20 protein-coding genes and 1 riboswitch are annotated in these 21,388 nt (G+C 71.0%); of the genes, 19 read left to right on the top strand and 1 reads right to left on the bottom strand.

Annotation, left to right across the window (positions count from 1 at the left end):
* The first annotated feature begins 182 nt into the window (after positions 1-182).
* The 15 genes from pyrH (at position 183) to Q4A22_RS08540 (ending at position 15,068) form a co-directional block, all read left to right on the top strand.
* The gene (gene pyrH / locus Q4A22_RS08610; RefSeq protein ID WP_303178669.1) at positions 183-914 is read left to right on the top strand and encodes a UMP kinase; all 732 of its coding nucleotides are present in this window, start codon (positions 183-185) and stop codon (positions 912-914) included.
* A gap of 124 nt (positions 915-1,038) precedes the next feature.
* On the top strand, positions 1,039-1,596 hold the full coding sequence (frr, locus tag Q4A22_RS08605; RefSeq protein ID WP_303178587.1) for a ribosome recycling factor: 558 nt from the start codon (positions 1,039-1,041) through the stop codon (positions 1,594-1,596).
* Positions 1,596-2,564 carry a phosphatidate cytidylyltransferase gene (locus tag Q4A22_RS08600; protein WP_303178585.1) on the top strand — a complete coding sequence of 323 codons (969 nt, stop codon included), beginning with the start codon at positions 1,596-1,598 and terminating at the stop codon, positions 2,562-2,564. Before frr ends, Q4A22_RS08600 begins: the two co-directional genes overlap by 1 nt.
* A 75-nt stretch (positions 2,565-2,639) precedes the next feature.
* The gene (locus tag Q4A22_RS08595; RefSeq protein WP_303178583.1) at positions 2,640-3,302 is read left to right on the top strand and encodes a DivIVA domain-containing protein; all 663 of its coding nucleotides are present in this window, start codon (positions 2,640-2,642) and stop codon (positions 3,300-3,302) included.
* 144 nt (positions 3,303-3,446) lie between these two features.
* Positions 3,447-3,836 carry a DUF485 domain-containing protein gene (locus Q4A22_RS08590; protein ID WP_303178581.1) on the top strand — a complete coding sequence of 130 codons (390 nt, stop codon included), beginning with the start codon at positions 3,447-3,449 and terminating at the stop codon, positions 3,834-3,836.
* Positions 3,833-5,473: a cation acetate symporter gene (locus Q4A22_RS08585; protein WP_303178579.1), complete on the top strand. Its 1,641-nt coding sequence runs from the start codon at positions 3,833-3,835 to the stop codon at positions 5,471-5,473. The genes Q4A22_RS08590 and Q4A22_RS08585 overlap by 4 nt, the downstream gene beginning before the upstream one ends.
* Before the next feature lie 151 nt (positions 5,474-5,624).
* Positions 5,625-5,888, top strand: a complete 264-nt coding sequence (locus tag Q4A22_RS08580) for a GlsB/YeaQ/YmgE family stress response membrane protein (RefSeq protein WP_303178577.1) — start codon at positions 5,625-5,627, stop codon at positions 5,886-5,888.
* A 121-nt stretch (positions 5,889-6,009) separates the two neighbouring features.
* A complete protein-coding gene (dxr, locus tag Q4A22_RS08575) occupies positions 6,010-7,269 on the top strand; it encodes a 1-deoxy-D-xylulose-5-phosphate reductoisomerase (RefSeq protein WP_303178668.1) in 1,260 nt (419 codons plus the stop codon).
* A gap of 48 nt (positions 7,270-7,317) precedes the next feature.
* Positions 7,318-7,432: riboswitch (SAM riboswitch) on the top strand.
* An 85-nt stretch (positions 7,433-7,517) separates the two neighbouring features.
* Complete coding sequence (locus Q4A22_RS08570; protein WP_368410625.1) at positions 7,518-8,408, top strand: MetQ/NlpA family ABC transporter substrate-binding protein; 891 nt, start codon at positions 7,518-7,520, stop codon at positions 8,406-8,408.
* A complete protein-coding gene (locus tag Q4A22_RS08565) occupies positions 8,405-9,457 on the top strand; it encodes a methionine ABC transporter ATP-binding protein (RefSeq protein WP_303178575.1) in 1,053 nt (350 codons plus the stop codon). The genes Q4A22_RS08570 and Q4A22_RS08565 overlap by 4 nt, the downstream gene beginning before the upstream one ends.
* On the top strand, positions 9,457-10,113 hold the full coding sequence (locus Q4A22_RS08560; protein WP_303178573.1) for a methionine ABC transporter permease: 657 nt from the start codon (positions 9,457-9,459) through the stop codon (positions 10,111-10,113). The genes Q4A22_RS08565 and Q4A22_RS08560 overlap by 1 nt, the downstream gene beginning before the upstream one ends.
* Positions 10,114-10,299: 186 nt before the next feature.
* A complete protein-coding gene (gene ispG, locus Q4A22_RS08555; RefSeq protein WP_303178571.1) occupies positions 10,300-11,466 on the top strand; it encodes a flavodoxin-dependent (E)-4-hydroxy-3-methylbut-2-enyl-diphosphate synthase in 1,167 nt (388 codons plus the stop codon).
* Between the two features lie 38 nt (positions 11,467-11,504).
* On the top strand, positions 11,505-12,320 hold the full coding sequence (locus tag Q4A22_RS08550) for a DUF4081 domain-containing GNAT family N-acetyltransferase (RefSeq protein WP_303178569.1): 816 nt from the start codon (positions 11,505-11,507) through the stop codon (positions 12,318-12,320).
* Positions 12,321-12,416: 96 nt separating this feature from the next.
* Positions 12,417-14,243, top strand: coding sequence for a proline--tRNA ligase (locus Q4A22_RS08545; protein ID WP_303178568.1), 1,827 nt, complete (start codon positions 12,417-12,419; stop codon positions 14,241-14,243).
* A gap of 18 nt (positions 14,244-14,261) precedes the next feature.
* Positions 14,262-15,068, top strand: a complete 807-nt coding sequence (locus tag Q4A22_RS08540) for a TSUP family transporter (RefSeq protein ID WP_303178566.1) — start codon at positions 14,262-14,264, stop codon at positions 15,066-15,068.
* Positions 15,069-15,083: 15 nt separating this feature from the next.
* On the opposite strand, the gene Q4A22_RS08535 is transcribed toward Q4A22_RS08540, so the two are convergent.
* Entirely contained in the window at positions 15,084-16,067 is a 984-nt protein-coding gene (locus tag Q4A22_RS08535) for a hypothetical protein (protein ID WP_303178565.1), read from the bottom strand.
* Between the two features lie 94 nt (positions 16,068-16,161).
* Here Q4A22_RS08535 and rimP point away from each other — a divergent pair, with 94 nt between their 5' ends.
* The 4 genes from rimP to infB all read left to right on the top strand — a co-directional run bounded on the left by rimP (position 16,162) and on the right by infB (position 21,251).
* Positions 16,162-16,653, top strand: coding sequence for a ribosome maturation factor RimP (gene rimP / locus Q4A22_RS08530; protein WP_303178563.1), 492 nt, complete (start codon positions 16,162-16,164; stop codon positions 16,651-16,653).
* A gap of 146 nt (positions 16,654-16,799) precedes the next feature.
* Positions 16,800-17,777: a transcription termination factor NusA gene (nusA, locus tag Q4A22_RS08525; protein WP_303178561.1), complete on the top strand. Its 978-nt coding sequence runs from the start codon at positions 16,800-16,802 to the stop codon at positions 17,775-17,777.
* A gap of 127 nt (positions 17,778-17,904) precedes the next feature.
* Complete coding sequence (locus tag Q4A22_RS08520; RefSeq protein ID WP_303178560.1) at positions 17,905-18,237, top strand: YlxR family protein; 333 nt, start codon at positions 17,905-17,907, stop codon at positions 18,235-18,237.
* Positions 18,238-18,362: 125 nt separating this feature from the next.
* Positions 18,363-21,251: a translation initiation factor IF-2 gene (infB, locus tag Q4A22_RS08515; protein ID WP_303178558.1), complete on the top strand. Its 2,889-nt coding sequence runs from the start codon at positions 18,363-18,365 to the stop codon at positions 21,249-21,251.
* Positions 21,252-21,388: the final 137 nt, after the last annotated feature.

Below are 21,388 nucleotides of genomic sequence, written 5' to 3'. Positions count from 1 at the left end.
TGGGCCGCCGCCCCCCCCCCCCGCGGGGGGCGGCCCGCGGGGGGGCGGGCGGGGCCCCCCCCCCCGCTTCTGTATGCTGGATGGCGGTCTGCCACGGGTGGGCCACGTCCACGTCGCGCAGCACCCCGGGAGGATCCATGCCCACCACGAACGAGTCCGAGCCCCAGGACGAGGCCCTGCGGATGAGCCGGGACACCCGGCGTGCGGAACCGGCGCGGCGCCGCGTGCTGCTGAAGCTCTCCGGTGAGGTCTTCGGCGGTGGCAGCGTGGGTGTGGACACCGGTGTGGTGCGCCAGATCGCCGAGCAGATCGCCGAGACCGTGGGCCGCGTGGAGACCTCCGTCGTGGTGGGCGGCGGCAACTTCTTCCGCGGGGCAGAGCTCTCGCAGGCCGGCATGGACCGCTCCCGCGCGGACTACATGGGGATGCTGGGCACGGTGATGAACTGCCTGGCCCTGCAGGACTTCCTGGAGCAGTGCGGTGTGGACACCCGCGTGCAGTCCGCCATCAAGATGGAGCAGGTCGCGGAGACCTACATCCCGCGCCGGGCCATCCGCCACATGGAGAAGGACCGCGTGGTGATCTTCGGTGCCGGGGCCGGGCTGCCCTACTTCTCCACGGACACCGTGGCCGCGCAGCGCGCCCTGGAGGTGCACGCCACCGAGGTGCTCATGGCCAAGAACGGAGTGGACGGCGTCTACACCGCTGACCCCCGCAAGGATCCGGGCGCGCAGCGCCTCGCGAGCCTGACCTACGACGAGGCCCTGGCCCGTGACATCCGCGTGATGGACCAGACCGCCTTCGCCCTGTGCCGCGACAACAACGTGACCATGCGCGTGTTCGGCATGGAGGGTGCGGGCAACGTGACCCGCGCCGTGCTGGGCGAGGAGATCGGCACCCTCGTCACCCCCTGACCTTCCCGGTCCCCGCCTGCGCCGCAGGATCCTGCGGCGCGGGCTCGACCGTTAGAGTGGAACCACGTTCCGTCGCCGCCGGGGTGAGTGACCCCGGCCCACCGTCGCATAAGGAGAACCACCCGTGATCTCAGATGTCCTCTCGGATGCCACCACCCGGATGAGCAAGGCGGTGGACGCGGCGAAGACCGACTTCTCCACGGTGCGCACCGGCCGCGCGAACCCCTCCCTGTTCTCCAGCCTGCTCGTGGAGTACTACGGCACGCCCACCCCGCTGCAGCAGCTGGCGTCCTTCCAGACCCCGGAGGCCCGCACCCTGCTCATCACGCCCTACGACCGCAGCGCGCTCAACGACATCGAGAAGGCCCTGCGGGACTCCGACATCGGCGCGAACCCCGCGAACGACGGCAACGTGATCCGCGTGGTCATGCCGGAGCTCACCGAGGAGCGCCGCAAGGAGTACGTGAAGATCGTGCACACCAAGGCCGAGGAGGCCCGTGTGTCGGTGCGCAACATCCGCCGTCACGCCAAGGAGTCCATCGAGAAGCTCGTCAAGGACGGGGACGTGGGCGAGGACGACGGCAAGCGCGGCGAGAAGGACCTGGACGCCGCCACCAAGAAGCACATCGACCAGATCGACGAGCTGCTCAAGAACAAGGAAGCCGAGCTGCTCGGCGCCTGATGCCCCCAGTCGACTCTCCCCGCCCGGACACCCGCGACTGCGCGGGGGGTTCCGTCACGCCCCCGGAGGAGGGCACCACGGGACAGGACCTTCTGGACACGGGGTCGCGGCGCCGCGTGCTGCCGCGCTCCTTCCAGCGCAGCGGGGAGCACAAGGCTCCCTCCCGTGCGGGCCGGAACCTGCCGGCAGCGGTGGGGGTGGCGGCGGTGCTCATCGCCGCCCTGGTGACCGGCCTGTTCTTCGTGCCCCTCGTGCTGGCGCTGCTGGCCGGCGCCGCCGCAGGGATCGGTGTGTGGGAGATCGCGCGTTCCCTGACCTACAAGGGCGTGCAGATCCCCAAGGTTCCGGCGGTGATCGCCGCGGTGCTCATGCCGCTCGCGGCGTTCTTCGGCGGCGCCGAGTGGCTGTCCATGGCACTGGTGCTGGCCGTGACGCTGGTGGTGGTGTGGCGCGCCTTCGGCCCCCGGCCGGGGATGATGCTCTCCATGATGGGCTCGGTCTTCGCCCTCGTGTGGGCGTCCTTCCTGCTCAGCACCGCGGTGCTGCTGTACCACTCCCCGGACGGTCCCCAGAAGGTCCTCACGGTGATCCTCCTGGCCATCAGCTCGGACACCTTCGGCTATGCCGTGGGCGTGGTGTGGGGCAAGCACCCCATGGCCCCGAAGATCTCGCCCAAGAAGTCCTGGGAGGGCTTCGCCGGTTCCATGGGCGGGGCCGTGGTGGTGGGCGTGCTGTGCGCCGCGCTGCTGGGCATCCCGTGGTGGCAGGGTGGCGTGCTGGCGGTCGCCATCGTGGCCGTGGCCACCGTGGGCGACTTCTCCGAGTCCATGGTCAAGCGCGAGATCGGGATCAAGGACATGGGCACTCTGCTGCCCGGCCACGGCGGCGTGATGGACCGGATCGACTCCATCCTCTTCGCCGTGATCACCGGGTACGTGATCTTCGAACTGTTCGCCGTCCTCTCGTGACACGGGCGCAGGCGCCCGCCCGGTACCCCCGGTGCTGCCGCGCGGACGTGCGCCCCGACTCCTGAAAGGCCTCGCATGACCGCACAGGACCGCTTCCCCCGGCTCCCGGAGCGCGGCTGGGGGTACGACCCCGCCCAGGTGGACGACTTCCTGGACCGGGTGGGCGCCGTCATGGCCGCCACCGGCCCCGTCTCTCCGCCCGAGGACGCCACCGGTCCATCCTCCCCGTCCGACGACGCCGCGGCACCGGTCTCCGGGGACGGAACCGTCCGTCACGTGGGATCCCGCCAGGTGCGCGAACGGGTCTTCGACCGCGCCCGCCAGGGGTACGACCCCGCCGCGGTGGATGCGCACCTGGACGAGCTGGAGGACGAGCTGTTCGCCCGCGAGTGCCGGGCGTTCGTCGCCGAGCACGGGGTGCAGCGGTGGAACGAGCACGTGGAGCTGCTCGGGCAGCAGCTGCTCGGCCGGCTGAACCGCCCACGCACGCAGCGCTTCCGCAGGCCGGAGAAGCACCGCACGGTGGGGTACTCGGTGGCGGACGTGGACGTGCTGTGCGACTCCCTCATGGAGCACCTGCGCGCCTCGCCGGACGTGGACCCCCGGCTGCTGCGCGACGCCGTGTTCCGCCCGGCCCAGGGCCAGCGGTGCTACGAGGAGCAGCAGGTGGACGCGTTCCTGGACCGCGCCGTGGAGTTCGTGCTGGCCGTGCGGACGGAGAACCGGCGCCGCGCGTGAACGGGACGTGCACACGGGCGGATCACCAGTGGCCAGGAACTCCGGGTGCGTAACAATCCAGCGTTCGCGAACCCGCGTGGTGTGAACCTGGTGCCGCGCGAGCAAGGACTCCTAGTGTGGTCTGAATCACACCAGGAGGTGCGCATGGCATCAACGTCCCCCGTCGACCCGAACGGCTCCGCAGCCGCAGCGGGCATCGACTTCCCCGCAGTGCAGTGCTCGGAGCAGTTCCAGCACCTGCGGTCCACCCACCGCTCCTTCGTCTTCCCCCTGGCCGTCGCGTTCCTGGTCTGGTACCTGCTCTACGTGGTGCTGGCCATCTACGCCGCGGACTTCATGTCCACCAGAGTCCTCGGCAACGTCAATCTGGGGCTGGTCCTCGGGCTCCTCCAGTTCGTGACCACTTTCGCCATCACAGCCGCGTACGTGCGCTTCGCCAACCGTAGGCTGGACCCGCGGGCCACGGCGCTGCGCGAGGAGCTCGAGGCGCAGCCGGTGGTCGGCACCCCCAACTCCGAGGAGGTGCGGCCATGACCGCGCTGGCCCAGTCGACTCTGCCCGCAGTCCACCTCGCGGAGAAGGCCTCCGCCACGGTGGGCAACCCCGCGATCAACATCTCGATCTTCCTGGGGTTCGTGCTCGTGACCCTCGTCGTGGTCATCAGGGCCTCCGCGTCCACATCCACGGCCGCCGACTACTACGCCGGTGGCCGTTCCTTCTCCGGCACGCAGAACGGCCTGGCAATTGCGGGGGACTACCTCTCCGCGGCATCCTTCCTGGGCATCGTGGGAGCCATCGCGCTGCAGGGCTACGACGGCTTCCTCTACTCCATCGGCTTCTTCGTGGCGTGGCTCGTGGCCCTTCTGCTCATCGCCGAGCCGCTGCGCAACACCGGCAAGTTCACGATGGCTGACGTCCTGTCCTTCCGGCTGCGGCAGCGGCCCGTGCGGGTGGCGGCGTCCATCTCCACCCTGGCCGTCACCTTCTTCTACCTGCTGGCACAGATGGCAGGAGCCGGCGCGCTGGTGTCCCTGCTGCTGGGGATCGGCTCCCGGGCGGGGCAGTCCCTCGTGATCGTGGTGGTGGGCGTCATCATGATCGTCTACGTCCTGGTGGGCGGGATGAAGGGAACCACCTGGGTGCAGATCATCAAGGCCTGCCTGCTCGTGACCGGTGTGGCGGTGATGACCGTGTGGATCCTCGCCATGTTCGGGTTCAACTTCTCGAGCATCCTGGGCGCGGCGGTGGAGACCAACCAGAACCCGGCTCTGCTGGAACCGGGTCTGAAGTACGGTGTCAGCGAGACCTCCAAGCTCGACTTCATCTCCCTCGGGCTCGCCCTCGTGCTGGGCGCGGCGGGACTGCCGCACGTGCTCATGCGCTTCTACACGGTGCCCACGGCCAAGGAGGCCCGCCGTTCTGTGGTCTGGGCCATCACGCTGATCGGGCTGTTCTACCTCTTCACCCTCGTCCTCGGTTTCGGGGCCGCCGCACTGATCGGTGCCGAGCGCATCAAAGAGGCGCCGGGAGGGGTGAACTCCGCGGCCCCGCTGCTGGCCTTCGAACTGGGTGGCTCCGTGCTGATGGGGCTCATCGCCGCGGTGGCGTTCGCCACCATCCTCGCGGTGGTCGCGGGACTCGCCATCACGGCGTCGGCGTCCTTCGCCCACGACATCTACACGTCGGTGCTGAAGAAGGGAACCTCGGACCCCCGCCAGGAGCTGCGGGTTGCCAAGACCACCGTGGTGGTCATCGGGCTGATCTCCATCGCCGGCGGGATCGGTGCCCAGGGGCAGAACGTGGCGTTCCTGGTGGCTCTGGCGTTCGCGGTGGCCGCCTCCGCGAACCTTCCCACCATTCTCTACTCGCTGTACTGGAAGCGGTTCACCACCCGCGGCGCGGTGCTGTCCATGTACGGCGGGCTGCTGCTGTCCGTGGTGCTGATCGTCCTCTCCCCGGTGATGTCCGGGGCGGAGACCTCCATGTTCCCGGACGCGGACTTCGCGCTCTACCCGCTGTCCAACCCGGGCATCGTCTCCATCCCCGCCTCCTTCCTCCTGGGGTACGTGGGTTCCCTCACGGAACGGCGTCGAGAGGACCCGCTCAAGCAGTCGGAGATGGAAGTGCGCTCCCTCACGGGCGTGGGAGCGGAAAAGCCGGTGACCCACTGATCCGGAGGGGAGCGAGAGTGTGAGACGCCTCTCAAAGTCAGGAGACGGGACTTATAGTCCGGCTAACTGGTAGTAGACTGAAAGGTAGTTCGCTGACCAGAGCGACCGCGGGAAACCGTGTGCTTGTGCAACGAAAACCTGAGGTGGAGAAATGGGCATTTTTAGCTGGATCATCCTCGGTCTGATCGCTGGCGCTCTCGCCAAGCTGATCCTTCCGGGCAAGCAGGGTGGCGGGATCATCGTCACCATCATCCTGGGCATCGTGGGCGCGTTCCTCGGTGGCTGGCTGGGTTCCATCATCCCGGGCCTGCACGCCGGGATCGACCGGATCAGCATCGGCACCATCATCACGTCCGTGATCGGCGCGATCATCGTGCTGCTCATCTACGGCGCCGTCGTCGGCCGCCGTCGCTGAAGCACTCCCGGGTCCTCGTGACCCGTTTCCCCAAGGGCGTCACCGCACGGTGGCGCCCTTGGTGCATCTGCGGGGTCCGTGCGACCCGGGGGATACTGGGGGCATGAACCGCGCACCCGCCATGACCCCGGACCTCGACCTCGCCACCCGGGACGCCCCCCGCAACCTGGTGATCCTGGGCTCCACGGGTTCCATCGGTACCCAGGCCCTGGACGTCGTGGCCTCCGCCGCCTCCCTGCGCCGGCCGAGCACCGGGGCGGCCCACCCCCCGTTCCGCGTGCTCGCCCTCGCCGCGGGCGCGGGCAACCTCGAGCTCCTCGCACGGCAGGCCGTTGCCTGGCGCGTCGCAGTGGTGGGCACCAGCGGCACCGCGGACGACGCCGCCCGCCTGCGTGAGCTGCTCGCGGCCGGCGCGCGGGCGGCGTCGTCGGCCGTGCCCGAGGTGCTGCACGGCCCGGAGGCGGCCACCCGCATCGCCGAGTGGGAGGGCGCGGACGTGGTGCTCAACGGCATCACGGGCAGCATCGGGCTGGCGCCCACGCTCGCGGCGCTGCGCGCAGGACACCGCGTGGCCCTGGCGAACAAGGAGTCGCTGATCGCCGGGGGACCGCTCGTGAAGCGCGCCGCGGCCGCGACGGGTCTCACGGACGCACTGATCCCCGTGGACTCCGAGCACTCCGCGATCGCGCAGGCCCTGCGCGGCGGCACGGCCGGGGAGGTGGACCGCCTGGTCCTCACCGCCTCCGGGGGGCCGTTCCGCGGGATGGGCCGCGCGGAGCTGGAGCACGTGACCCCGGAGCAGGCGCTGCGCCACCCCACGTGGGACATGGGGGTGATGGTCACCACGAACTCCGCGACCATGGTCAACAAGGCCCTGGAGGTGCTCGAGGCGAGCCTGCTCTTCGACGTCCCCCTGGAACGGATCGACGTGACCGTGCACCCGCAGTCCGTGGTGCACTCGATGGTCCAGTTCACGGACGGCTCCACCCTGGCGCAGGCGTCCCCGCCGGACATGCGCCTGCCGATCGCGCTGGGACTGGGCTGGCCCCACCGCGTGACGGGAGCCGTGGCTGCCTGCGACTGGAGCACGGCCGCCACCTGGACGTTCGAGCCCCTGGACGCGGAGGCCTTCCCCGCGGTGGAGCTCATGAAGCACGCCGGTGCCCTGGGAGGGACGTGGCCCGCGGTCTTCAACGCCGCGAACGAGGAGGCCGTGCACGCGTTCCACCGGCGTGAGCTCGGCTTCACCGGGATCGTGGACGTGGTCGCCGCCGTGGTGGACGAGCACCGCGGAACCACCGAGCCCACGCTGGAGGACGTCCTGGAGGCGGAGCGGTGGGCGCGGGCCCGGGCGGGGGAGCACAGCGCACGACGGCGCTGAGCCCCGGCCGAGTGCGCGCGGCCCGCACGCCGTGCTACGGTTTTCACGGATGACGAGATCCGGCGCGAAGCTCTGGCTGGCCGGACGGCAACCCTCTCCCGTAGCGGGGTGCCCCAGATGACCATCCGGCCGCGGTTCGAACAGATCACGGCAAGTGCGGTTTCACGTCGAATGGCACATGTCTGATCACTGCTCTCATCCATGGGGGACTTTCGCTCCGCGGGACCGGAACCCCACCTTGGAAAGGCATGATCGTGCGCAGCAAACGACTGCTCCCCGTAGCACTGGCCACCGCCCTGGGCCTGACCCTCACCGCGTGCGGTGGCGGCTCCGACAACACGGACCCGGCCGCCGACGGCAAGATCACCATCGGCATCGTGGGCTCGACCCCCGTGCAGGACGCGCTCAAGGAAGTTGCCGCCGAGCACGACGTCTCGGTCGAGTACGTGGACTTCAGCGACTACAGCCAGCCGAACCCCGCCCTGAAGAGCGGGGACATCGACATGAACTGGTTCCAGCACATCGCGTACCTCGCCGACTACAACAACAGCTCCGGGGACACCATCACGCCCGTGGGGTCCACCTCCATCTTCCCGCTGGGCCTGTACTCCAAGACCGCGAAGTCCGTGGCGGACCTCAAGCAGGGCGACGAGATCGCTGTTCCCAACGACTCGATCAACCTCTCCCGTTCCCTGAACCTCCTCAAGCAGCAGGGTCTCGTGTCCTTCACCAAGGACACCATCGCCCCCACGGAGCAGGACGTGGACACCGAGAAGTCGAAGGTCAAGGTGCGTCCCGTCTCCGCCGAGCAGACCGTGCTGTCCATGGACTCGGTGGCCGGTTCCGTGGTGAACAACGACTTCCTGGACCGCGCGAACCTCGACCCGAAGAACGCGCTCGCCCAGGACGACCCCAAGTCGGACAGCGCCAAGGTCTACGACAACCTCTTCGCCGCCACCGAGGCGAACGCGGACAACGAGACGCTCAAGGAGGTCGCGGGCTTCTACTACGACAAGAAGGTCCAGGACGCTGAGAAGAAGGAGACCAAGGGCACCGCGGTCCCCACCAAGGTGGACCAGCAGGAGCTCAAGGACCTGCTGGCGCGGTACTCGAACGACCTCAAGGGACAGACCAAGTGACCGCAGCCGGAACGGCGGACACCCTGGTCAGCTTCCGGGACGTCAGCAAGGTCTTCGTCACGGGCTCCCGGAGGCGTCCGCGAGAGGTCACCGCGGTCGACTCCGTGGACCTGGAGATCAGAAGGGGCGAGATCTTCGCCGTCATCGGCTACTCCGGGGCGGGCAAGTCCACCCTGGTGCGGCTCATCAACGGCCTGGAGCCCGTGTCCTCGGGTTCCCTGGAGGTCGCGTGGCGGCAGGTGGACGGGCGCTCCGAGGCGCAGCTGGCACCCGTCCGGCGCGACATCGGCATGATCTTCCAGCAGTTCAACCTGTTCACCTCGCGCACCGTGGCGGGCAACATCGAGTACCCGCTCAAGCGTGCCGGGTGGAAGCCGGAGGACCGCAGGGCCCGCGTGGCCGAGCTGCTCGAGTTCGTGGGACTGCAGGACCGGGCGGGCAACTACCCGGAGCAGCTCTCCGGCGGGCAGAAGCAGCGCGTGGGGATCGCCCGGGCGCTCGCCACCAGCCCCGAGCTGCTGCTCGCGGACGAGTCCACCTCCGCCCTCGACCCCGAGACCACGCAGGAGGTGCTGGGTCTGCTCCGCAGGGTCAACCGTGAGCTCGGCATCACCATCGTGCTGATCACCCACGAGATGGACGTGGTGCGCGCCGTCGCGGACCGGGTGGCCGTCATGGACAGCGGTCGTGTGGTGGAGGTGGGAACCACTGCGGAGGTCTTCGCGCACCCGCGTGCCGAGACCACCCGCAAGTTCGTGTCCTCCGTGATGCGCACCGTGCCCCGCGGGGACGAGCTCGCCAAGCTGCGGGCCGAGCACCCCGGCCGACTCGTTCTCGTGGACGTCACGGACGGCGCCAGGATCGGTGCGGTGCTCTCCGAGGCCGCCCGCGGCGGGGTGGACTTCGACATCGCGTTCGGCGGGATCTCCATCCTGCAGTCGCAGTCCTTCGGGACGCTCACCGTCTCCCTCACCGGGGACGACGACGCCGTGTCGCGCACCGTCGACGCCCTGCGTTCCGTGACCACGGTGCAGGAGGTGACGTCCTGATGCAGTGGTCCACAATGGGTCCGCAGCTGCTGAGCGCGACCGGACAGACGCTGTACATGGTCTCCGTGACCCTGGTGCTGGCCGGGGCGATCGGTCTGGCCGTGGGGATGGGGCTGTACGTCACCCGGCGGGGGAGCATCCTGGAGAACCGCGCGGTGTTCACCGCCCTGAACCTCCTGGTGAACTTCGTGCGGCCCATCCCGTTCATCATCCTGCTCGCCGCGCTGGGCCAGCTCACCGAGTCCGTGGTGGGGTCCCGGCTGGGGCCGAACGCCGCGATCTTCACCATGACCATCGGGGCCACGTTCGCGGTGGCCCGGATCGTGGAGCAGAACCTCATGACGGTGGATCCGGGGGTCATCGAGGCCGCCCGGTCCATGGGCGTGTCACGGTGGAAGATCATCACCACGGTGATCCTGCCCGAGGCCCTCGGCCCGCTGGTGCTGGGGTACACGTTCCTGGTCATCGGCATCACGGACATGTCCGCGATGGCCGGGGCCATCGGTGCCGGCGGCCTGGGCGACTTCGCGCTGCGGCTGGGCTACCAGCGCTTCAACGACGAGGTCACGTGGGCCGCGGTGATCGTGATCATCATCCTGGTCCAGCTCGTGCAGTTCTTCGGCAACTGGCTCGCGCGCAGGATCATGCGCCGCTGACAGGTGCACGAGAGCCCGCGCGGCTCACCACCCGCCGCCCCCGGCCGCCCGCAGCGCGCGCCGGGGGCGGCGTCGTCTGCGGGTGGCGAAAGCCGCTGCACCGGGTCGGATGCGTGGGGCACAATGGACACTGCACCACGCGGGGCGCCTCATGGCTCCGCACGTCGATTCCCCTGGAGGAAATTCGTGACCTCGGTCAACCTCGGCATGCCCGCAGCGCCCCAGCCCGTCCTCTCCCCGCGGCGCAGGACCCGCCAGATCCGGGTGGGCTCCGTGGGCGTGGGCTCGGACAGCCCCATCAGCGTGCAGTCGATGACCACCACCCCCACCACGAACATCAACGCCACCCTGCAGCAGATCGCCGAGCTCAACGCCGCGGGCTGCGACATCGTGCGCGTGGCGTGCCCGTCCCAGGACGACGCCGACGCCCTGCCCATCATCGCCAAGAAGTCCCCCATCCCGGTGATCGCGGACATCCACTTCCAGCCCAAGTACGTGTACGCCGCCATCGACGCCGGCTGCGCGGGCGTGCGGGTGAACCCGGGCAACATCCGCAAGTTCGACGACCAGATCGAGGGCATCTCCCGCGCCGCGGAGGCCGCCGGGGTCTCCATCCGCATCGGCGTGAACGCCGGCTCCCTGGACAAGCGGCTCCTGGAGAAGTACGGCAAGGCCACCCCGGAGGCCCTCATGGAGTCCGCGGTGTGGGAGGCGTCCCTGTTCGAGCAGCACGACTTCCACGACTTCAAGATCTCCGTGAAGCACAACGACCCCGTGACCATGGTGCGCGCTTACCAGCTGCTCGCCGAGCGCGGGGACTGGCCCCTCCACCTGGGCGTCACCGAGGCCGGGCCGGCCCTGCAGGGCACCGTGAAGTCCGCCACCGCCTTCGGCATCCTGCTGTCCCAGGGCATCGGGGACACCATCCGGGTGTCGCTGTCCGCGCCCCCGGTGGAGGAGGTCAAGGTGGGCAATCAGATCCTGCAGTCCCTCGGCCTGCGCCCCCGGAAGCTGGAGATCGTCTCCTGCCCCTCCTGCGGGCGCGCCCAGGTGGACGTCTACAAGCTCGCCGAAGAGGTCAACGAGGGGCTCGCCCACCTCACGGTGCCGCTGCGAGTGGCCGTGATGGGCTGCGTCGTCAACGGCCCGGGCGAGGCGCGCGAGGCGGACCTCGGGGTGGCCTCCGGCAACGGGAAGGGCCAGATCTTCGTCAAGGGGGAGGTCGTGAAGACCGTGCCCGAGGACCAGATCGTGGAGACCCTGCTGGCCCAGGCCAACGAGATGGCCGAGAGCATGGCCCTGGACGAGAACGGCCAGCCCGTGGAGGGCGCCCCGGTCGTGACCGCCGGGTGATCCTGCGCCGCACCCCCCGGGTCCTCCAGCCATCGGCGGTGGACCCGGACGAGCTGGACCGGCTGCTGGCCCGTGACCCCGTCTCCTCCGTGTTCGTGGCGTCCCACGTCCAGCAGGTGCGCCGCAGCCGCGCGAAGCACCCGCCCGTCTACGGGGTCACGGACTCCTCCGGGGAGCTGGTGGGCGCGTGCTGGGCGGGGACCAACGTGGTCCCCGTGGTGCTGGACCGGACCGGGGCGGACCTCGTGGCGGGTGTCCTGCTGCGCGGCGGGCCCCGATTCGCCTCTTTCTTCGGCCCCGCCGAGCCGGTGCTCGCCCTGTGGGAGCGGTTGCGGCCCTCGTGGCCTGCCCCGTTCCACGAGCGCCCCGTGCAGCCGCTGCTCGTGATGGACCGGGACCCGGATCCCGGGCTGCTCACCGGACCCGCGGGTGAGGTGCGGTGGGCCACCGAGGCGGACTTCGACCGGGTGTTGCCCGCCGCCGCGGCCATGTTCACCGAGGAGGTCGGGTACTCGCCCCTGGACAGCGGCGCGGAGGGGTACCGCAACCGGATCCGCTCCCTCCTGCGGGATCGCCGCAGCATCGTGCTCACCGACCACCGGGGCGCGGTGGTCTTCAAGGCGGACATCGGGTCCCTGCACGGGAACGTGTGCCAGATCCAGGGCGTGTGGGTGACCCCGGAGCGGCGGGGCCTGGGGCTGGCCGTGCCGTGCATGGCCGCGGCCGTGGCACTCGCCCGGACCCGGGCGTCCGTGGTCAGCCTCTACGTCAACTCCTACAACGCGCCCGCGCTGGCCACCTACCGCCACGTGGGGTTCGAGCACCACGGCGACTTCGCCACCATCCTGATGTGAGCCGCCCGTCCGGCGGGTGTCCGTGCGCCGGGGGATAGACTCGCGGGGACATCCGCAGTTTCGATCGGCCCGGTCACGGGCGGTTAGGACCTATTCGTGCCGCTTCGCCTGAGTTCCCTGTTCCTGCGCACCCTGCGCGAAGACCCGGTGGACGCCGACGTCGACAGCCACAAGCTGCTGGTGCGCGCCGGCTACATCCGTCGCGCCGCACCCGGGATCTACACCTGGCTCCCGCTGGGGCTGGCCGTGCTGCGCCGTGTGGAGGCCATCGTGCGCGAGGAGATGGACGCCATCGGTGCCCAGGAGGTCCACTTCCCGGCCCTGCTGCCGCGTGAGCCCTACGAGGCCACCAACCGCTGGACCGAGTACGGCGAGAACCTTTTCCGCCTCAAGGACCGCAAGGGCGCGGACTACCTCCTGGCTCCCACCCACGAGGAGATGTTCACGCTCCTCGTGAAGGACATGTACTCCTCCTACAAGGACCTGCCGGTCATGCTCTACCAGGTCCAGACCAAGTACCGCGACGAGGCCCGCCCCCGCGCGGGTCTGCTGCGCGGGCGTGAGTTCATCATGAAGGACTCCTACTCCTTCGACGTGGACGACGCCGGGCTGGACGAGTCCTACGCCAAGCACCGCGCCGCCTACGTGCGGATCTTCGAGCGCCTGGGCCTGCCCGTGGTCGCGGTCTCAGCGACCTCCGGTGCCATGGGAGGATCCCGGTCCGAGGAGTTCATGCACCCCACGGCGGTGGGGGAGGACACCTTCGTGCGCTCCGCCGGCGGGTACGCCGCGAACGTGGAGGCCGTCACCACGGTGGTCCCGGAACCCGTGGACGCCTCGGACGTGCCGCCCGCCGAGACGCACCGCACCCCGGACAGCCCGACCATCGACACCCTGGTGGCCCGCTCCAACGAGCTGCACCCCCGTGAGGGGGCGCCGTGGACCGCCGCGGACACCCTCAAGAACGTGGTGCTGTCGGTCACCCTGCCCGAGGGCGGGACCCAGCTCGTGGCAGTAGGCGTCCCGGGGGACCGGGAGGTGGACCTCAAGCGCGTGGAGGCCGGCATCGGCCAGGCGCTCCAGGTGGGTGGTGAGATGGAGGTCGCCGCGGCCACGGAGGACCAGCTGCGCGCCGTCCCGGAGGTCGTGAAGGGCTACATCGGCCCCGGTCTGACCCTGGAGGACCCCCTGCTGGGCAGCGAGTCCCGCACCGGCATCCCGTACTTCGTGGACCCCCGCGTGGTTCCGGGGACCTCCTGGATCACGGGTGCGAACGTGGCGGAGACCCACGTCTACCACCTCGTGGCCGGACGCGACTTCACGTGGGACGCCACCCTGGAGGCCTGCACCGTGCGCGAGGGCGATCCCGCGCCGGACGGCTCCGGCCCCCTGGAGATCGCCCGCGGCATGGAGATGGGGCACGTGTTCCAGCTGGGCCGCAAGTACGCCGAGGCCCTGGGTCTCAAGGTGCTCGACAGCAACGGCAAGCTGGTGACCGTGGCCATGGGCTCCTACGGCATCGGGGTCACCCGTGCCCTGGCCGCGGTGGCGGAGTTCTACCACGACGACAAGGGCCTGCTGTGGCCACGTGACCTGAGCCCCGCGGACGTCCACGTGGTCGCCACGGGCAAGGGAGCGGAGGTCCTGGAGGCCGCGGAGGAGATCGTCGCCCACCTGGAGGCCGCGGGCACCACGGTGCTCTTCGACGACCGCCCCAAGGTCTCCCCGGGCGTGAAGTTCCGGGACGCCGAGCTGCTGGGCGTGCCCACCGTGCTGGTGGTGGGCCGCGGTCTCGCGGACGGTGTGCTCGAGCTCAAGGACCGCCGGACCGGTTCCAGCCGGGAGATCCAGCGCGACCAGGTGGTTGCCGAGGTCACCGCCGAGCTGCGCGGTCAGGACGGCCCCGCGGCCGAGACGCTATAGCGGCGGGGCCCGGCACTCGTGGCGCTCCCGCTCCTCGCGGGCTCCGGGCTGGAGTCCGCGGCACCGGAACTCGTGGTGCTGCTGGTGGTCACCGGACTGGCCGCGGGGTTCGTCGACGCCGTGGTGGGCGGGGGCGGTCTGCTCCAGCTGCCGGTGACGCTGATGATCCCGGGGCTGTCCCCGGTCCAGGCGCTGGCCACGAACAAGATGGGCTCGGTGTTCGGCACCGCCACCTCCGCGCTCACCTTCTACCGGCGGGTCCGGCCGGACCTGCGCACCGCGCTGCCCATGGCGGCGGTGGCCTTCCTGGCCGCCGGCCTCGGGGCTGCCCTGGCAGCAGCCCTTCCCGCGGCCGTGTTCAAGCCGGTCATCGTCCTGGCGCTGGTCGCCGTGCTGCTGTTCACCGTGCTCAAACCCTCCATGGGGCGGGCCACGGCGCTGCGCCACGCCGGTTCCCGCCACTACGCTCTGGCGGTGGCCCTGGGTGCGGTGATCGGCTGCTACGACGGCGTCATGGGCCCCGGCACGGGCTCGTTCCTGGTGATCGGGCTGGTCTCGCTGCTGGGCTACAGCTTCCTGGCCGCGAGTGCCAAGGCCAAGATCGTGAACCTGGCCACCAACCTGGGCGCCCTGGTGGTCTTCACGGCACACGGCTCGGTGCTGTGGGGGCTGGGCCTGGTGCTGGGGCTGAGCAACATGGCCGGCGGCTACCTGGGCGCCCGCACGGCCGTGGCACGGGGCAGCTCGTTCATCCGCGCGGTGTTCTTCGTGGTGGTCGCGGTGCTGATCGTGAAGCTCGGCTGGGACGTCCTCGCGGGTCGGTGAGTCCCGCGGTCCCGCTCAGGAGCGGCCCGGCAGGGCGGCCACGGGCTGTTGCGGGTCCAAGGTCTGCGCGGTGCGCGCGGTCTCCCGCAGCGCGGTGACGGTCCACGCGCGAACGTCCCCGGGCGACGACGCCGCCAGCGCCCGCACCAGGGCCTCGCCCGCCTCGCGCTGCGCCCTCCCGGCTGCCCGGGCGGGGTCCCGCTCGAACTCGTCGGGCAGTCGGTAGAAGCCCCCGGCGGGCGGGGGAGCGCAGGTGAGCAGCGGGAGCACACGCCGATCCTCCAGTGCCCGGTCCGCAACCTCTGCAGCGTTCTCCGCCGTCCCGCCGCTGGCCTCCCCGAGACGAGCTCCCGCCGCCTGCGCCACGTAGCCCGCGCGGTCGAGCGCGGTCAGTGCGGCCGTGAGATCCGTGCCGCAGTCCGGAGAACCGGGGGATTCGTGGTCCGCGCCCCGAGTGGGCGAAGCCGCTCCTGGAACGGGGGAGGCCTCCTCCGCTGCTCCGGCGGTGGCCGCTCCGGTGCTGGGTGCCGGCGAGGCCGCGCCGTCCGTGACGGGGCTCCCCGCGCCGCGACCACCGCCCTGCGGGGAGGCCGCCCACCACGAGGCCGCGATGGCACCAGCGGTGGCGGCGAGGTCCCCGTCCGCGCTGGTGGTGGCCGTGCGGGCCAGCTGGTCCGCGGCGTCGTCCAGCGAGTCGAGTGTGGCCGCGGTGTCCTCGCGCTCGTCCAGCCGGTGCTGCTGCGCGGGGGTGGCGGCCGGGCCCAGCGCGTCCAGCTGACGGGTGAGGATCTCGTCGGTGAGGAGCCGCGAGTCGTGGCGCACCCCCGTGCGCACCGCGTCCACCGTGGCGCGCGCGCGGAGGCGGGCGGCGTCGTCGTCGGACAGGGGGCGCCAGTGCGCCCAGGCGCCCACCGCGAGCACGGCCACCAGCGCCGCGGCGAGGCACAGGGCTGTCAGGGGCAGGGCGCGGCGGCGCGGTGCGGTTGCGTGGGAGCTCACGAATTCCTCCGGGGGACGGGTCTGCCCCATGATAGGGAGAGGCACCGACCGGCACAGGCGCCCGCCCGCCGGGCACCCCACCAGGAGAGGACGCATGACTTCCGAGCAGAACGCACCCGTACGAGCCACCGTGGAACCGGTGGTGGCGGCCGCCGGGCTGCACCTGGAGCGCTGCGAGCTCACGGGCCACGGCCCGGCACGCACGCTGCAGGTGCTCGTGGACCTGCCGGACGGCACGGACGCCCTGGACCTGGACCGGGTGGCGGCCGTGGCGCAGGAGATCTCCGAGGCCCTGGACCGGGACGACCCCGTGCCCGGCCCGCCGTACCAGCTGGAGGTCTCCTCGCCGGGGGCCACCCGCGAGCTGGAGACGCCGCGGCACTGGCGGCGCACGGTGGGCCGCCTGGTGCGCGTGCGGCCCGTTGAGGGAGAGCGGTACACGGCGCGGCTGCTCGAGGCGCACGAGGACCACGCGGTGCTCCAGCGCTCCCACCAGCCCAAGAAGGGCATGCCCGTGAAGCTGCTGGAACCCGAGCGCGTGCCCTACGCACAGGTGCGCAGCGCCCGCTCCGAGGTGGAGATCTGAGGTCCGCCCGGGGATGTAGCATGACCCGGAAGAGAACACGACGAAACACCCGTGCAGCAGCGCACCGCACAGCCCCGTGCGGCGCGCTGTTTGGTTCCCGGCCGCATGGCGCGGAGCCCGGCGTGGCATGACGGAAGGCCGCACACATGGACATCGACATGAGCACCCTGCGACTGCTCGAACGCGAACGCGACATCCCCGTGGACGTGCTGATCCCCACCATCGAGCAGGCGCTGCTGCTGGCCTACATGCGCTCGCCCGGCGCGATCGACGGCGCGCGCGCGGAGGTGGACCGCCGCAGCGGCCACGTGACCATCTTCGCCCCGGAGCTGGACGAGGAGGACCGCCGGATCGGCGAGTTCGACGACACCCCCTCCGGCTTCGGCCGCATTGCCGCGGCCACCGCCCGGCAGGTGATCCTGCAGAAGCTTCGGGACGTGGAGGACGACAACGTCCTGGGCCACTTCAAGGGCCGCGAGGGCGAGCTCGTGGCCGGGCAGATCCAGCAGGGCAACAACCCCCGGATGATCCAGGTGGACCTGGGGACCGTGGAGGGTCTGCTCCCCCCGCACGAGCAGGTTCCCGGTGAGACCTACCGACACGGCGAGCGCATCCGCGCCTACGTGGTGGAGGCCAAGCGGGGCTTCAAGGGCCCGTCCATCACCCTCTCGCGCTCCCACCCGGACCTCGTGCGCCGCCTCTTCGAGATGGAGGTCCCGGAGATCGCGGACGGCTCCGTGGAGATCGTCACCCTGGCCCGCGAGGCCGGGCACCGCACCAAGATGGCCGTGGTCGCCACCCGGCCTGGCGCCAACGCCAAGGGGGCGTGCATCGGGGACATGGGCTCGCGCGTGCGCGCGGTCATGAACGAGCTCGGGGAGGAGAAGATCGACATCATCGACTTCGCCGACGACCCCGCGGAATTCGTCGGCAACGCGCTCTCTCCCGCGCGGGTCTCGCGCGTGGACGTGCTGGACGAGGCCGCCCGGTCCGCCCGCGCGGTGGTCCCGGACTCCCAGCTGTCCCTGGCCATCGGCAAGGAGGGGCAGAACGCCCGGCTCGCCGCGCGCCTCACCGGGTGGAAGATCGACATCGTCCCCGAATCCCGCGCCGCGCAGCGCTGAGCGCCCCGCAATTCGGGCGAACCGCACGCGGCGCGCTAGACTGGGGGTTGATCAGACCAGCCACCCGTGGTGCTCGTGCGCGCGTCAGCGCCGCGCGGAACCGCCGGGTGGGGCACGAGGAGCGACGATGAGCACCACGAGTCTTCGCACCTGTGTGGGGTGCCGCGTCACCGCGCACCCTGATCAACTCGTCCGCGTGACGTTGGAGGACTCCGAGCACGGCCCCCGGGTCGTGGCGGACCTCCGGCGTCGAAGGGGAGGCCGCGGGGCCTGGGTGCACGCCACCCGGGAGTGCATCGCAGATGCGGTGCGGAAACGGGCGTTCAACCGCGCGTTCCGCACCTCCGTCAGCGCGCACGACCTCGCGGAGCAGCTCCGCGTGCTCCTGCCCGTGCAGGAGCACGACCACAAGGAAAGCGAGTCGGAAGACCATGGAAAACCGATGAGTGCCGGCCGATGAGTGCGTCAGCGTACTCACCACGCAGCCGCGCAGGGCACGCATGCACCACGCCCGTGCCCGGTGGCGACTTCAACGGAAGATAAACGGTTCGTACCTGTGTCGGTGCGGACCGAGACAGGAGAACAGTGGCCAAGCCCCGTGTCCACGAGCTCGCGAAAGAGCTCGGAATCACGTCCAAGCAAGCAATTTCCAAGCTGCAGGAACTCGGTGAGTTCGTCCGTGGCGCCTCGTCCACGGTGGAACCGCCCGTAGCCAAGAAGCTGCGTTCGGCGTATCCCGCCGGTGGCGACGCCGCCGCGCAGCCCAAGTCCGCGCCCGCTCCGAAGAACCAGGCGGGCCAGGGCCAGAAGAAGACCGCGGCCAAGCCGTCCTCCGGCCCCAAGCCCGGTTCCCGGAGCTCCGGTGGAACCGACGGTGCTGAGAAGCCCGCCGTCGCTCCCGCGGCGAAGGCACCCGAGGCGGGCGGCTCGCCCGCCGGTGAGCGCCCCTCCTCGGCTCCGGAGAGCTCCGCGCCCCGGCCCGGCGGCGCCATCCCGGGTCCCCGCAAGGCGCCCGCCGAGGGCGGCGCCAAACCGGGCCAGTCCGCGCCCCGTCCGGGGAACAATCCGTTCGCGTCCCAGCAGGGCATGGGCCGCTCCTCCGAGGGTCGTTCCTCCGAGGGCGGCGCCCAGCGGGGCGGCCCCCGCCCCGGTGGCCAGCAGCGCTCGGCCAAGCCCGGCGCCCCGCGTCCCGGCAACAACCCGTTCGCCGCCCAGCAGGGCATGCGCACGAGCAACTCGGGGCAGGGCGGGCCGCGTCCCGGCGGTCCCCGCCCGGGTGGTCCCCGCCCGGCACAGGCCGGTCAGGGCGGCCCCCGTCCCGGTGGGCCGCGTCCCGGCGCCGCGCGCCAGGGCCAGGCTCAGGGCGGTCCGCGTCCCGGCGGTCCCCGCCCCTCACCGAACATGATGCCCGGCCACACCACCGGTGTGGCCCCCATCGGCAGCCGTCCGGCTCCGGGCAGCGGTCCCCGTCGCGGCGGTGGCGGCCCCGGTGGTGGGCCCGGCGCCGGTGGCGGCTTCCGCGGTCGCGGTGGTCGTGGCGGCACCCAGGGCGCCTTCGGTCGCGGCGGAGCCCGCGGCAAGCACCGCAAGTCGAAGCGGGCGAAGCGCCAGGAGCTCGAGCAGATGAAGGCACCCACCGTCGGTGGCGTGTCGGTGCCCCACGGTGACGGCAGCACGGTGGTGCGCCTGCGCCGCGGTGCCTCCCTGACGGACTTCGCCGAGAAGATCAACGCCAACCCGGCCTCGCTCGTCACGGTGCTGATCCACCTGGGCGAGATGGCCACGCAGACCCAGTCCCTGGACGAGGACACCTTCCAGCTGCTGGGCTCAGAGCTCGGATACCAGATCCAGATCGTCTCCCCGGAGGACGAGGAGCGCGAGCTCCTCGAGTCCTTCGACATCGACCTGGATGCCGAGCTGGAGGCCGAGGGCGAGGACGTCCTCGTCCCGCGTCCGCCGGTCGTGACCGTCATGGGCCACGTGGACCACGGCAAGACGCGTCTGCTGGACGCGATCCGCAACACCAAGGTGATCGAGGGCGAGGCCGGCGGCATCACCCAGCACATCGGTGCGTACCAGATCTCCACCGAGGTGGACGGTCAGGAGCGTCTGATCACGTTCATCGACACCCCGGGTCACGAGGCGTTCACCGCCATGCGTGCCCGTGGTGCCCAGGTCACGGACATCGCCGTGCTCGTGGTGGCCGCGGACGACGGCGTCATGCCGCAGACCGTGGAGGCCCTGAACCACGCCCAGGCGGCCAACGTGCCGATCGTGGTCGCGGTGAACAAGGTGGACAAGCCGGACGCCAACCCCGAGAAGATCCGCGGCCAGCTCACCGAGTACGGTCTCGTGCCCGAGGAGTACGGCGGCGACACCATGTTCGTGGACGTCTCCGCCCGGGAGAACCTCAATATCGACAGCCTCCTGGACGCCGTGGTGCTCACCGCCGACGGTGCCCTGGAGCTGCAGGCCAACCCGGACAAGAACGCCCGCGGCGTGGCCATCGAGGCGAACCTGGACAAGGGCCGGGGCGCAGTGTGCACCGTGCTCGTGCAGTCCGGCACCCTGAAGGTGGGCGACTCCATCGTGGCCGGCGCCGCGTACGGTCGCGTCCGCGCGATGTTCGACGAGACGGGCCAGCCGGTCGAGGCCGCGCTGCCGTCCCGTCCGGTGCAGGTCCTGGGCCTGTCCACCGTGCCCCGCGCCGGGGACACCTTCCTGGCCACCCAGGAGGAGCGCACGGCCCGCCAGATCGCGGAGAAGCGCGAGGCCGCGGACCGCAACGCCCAGCTGGCCAAGCGCCGGAAGCGGATCACGCTCGAGTCCTTCGACGAGGCCGTGGCCGAGGGCAAGATCGACACCCTCAACCTCATCATCAAGGGTGACGTGTCCGGTGCCGTGGAGGCGCTCGAGGACTCGCTGCTCAAGATCGACGTGGGCGACGAGGTCCAGCTGCGCGTGATCCACCGCGGCGTGGGCGCCATCACGCAGAACGACGTGAACCTGGCCACGGTGGACAACGCCGTGATCATCGGCTTCAACGTCCGTCCCGCGGAGCGCGTCACGGACCTCGCCGAGCGCGAGGGCGTGGAGATGAAGTTCTACTCGGTCATCTACAACGCCATCGACGAGGTCGAGAGCGCGCTGAAGGGCATGCTCAAGCCGGAGTACGAGGAGGTGGAGCTCGGCACCGCCGAGATCCGCGAGGTGTTCCGCTCCTCCAAGTGGGGCAACATCGCCGGTGCGTACATCACCAAGGGCGTGGTGCGCCGCAACGGCAAGGCCCGTCTGGTGCGCGACGGGAACGTGGTGCAGGACAACCTCACCATCGACTCGCTGCGCCGTTTCAAGGACGACGCCACCGAGGTGCGCGAGGGCTACGAGTGCGGTATCGGACTCGGATCCTTCAACGACATCCACGAGGGCGACCTCATCGAGACCTGGGAGATGCGCGAGAAGCCGCGCGACTGATCCCGGTCCACCGCCCGCCCCGTTCGCGCGGGGCGGGCGCCCCGACCGACCGCGGTGCCGGGGGGGCCCGGGCCACCCGGCGGGGGGCCGGGGCGCCCCCCCCCCCCCCCCGGCCCCCCGGGGGCGCCCCGGGAACC

Source organism: Kocuria sp., assembly GCF_030530945.1.
Lineage (GTDB): Bacteria > Actinomycetota > Actinomycetes > Actinomycetales > Micrococcaceae > Kocuria.
This window is presented reverse-complemented; position numbering and strand designations above follow the sequence as displayed.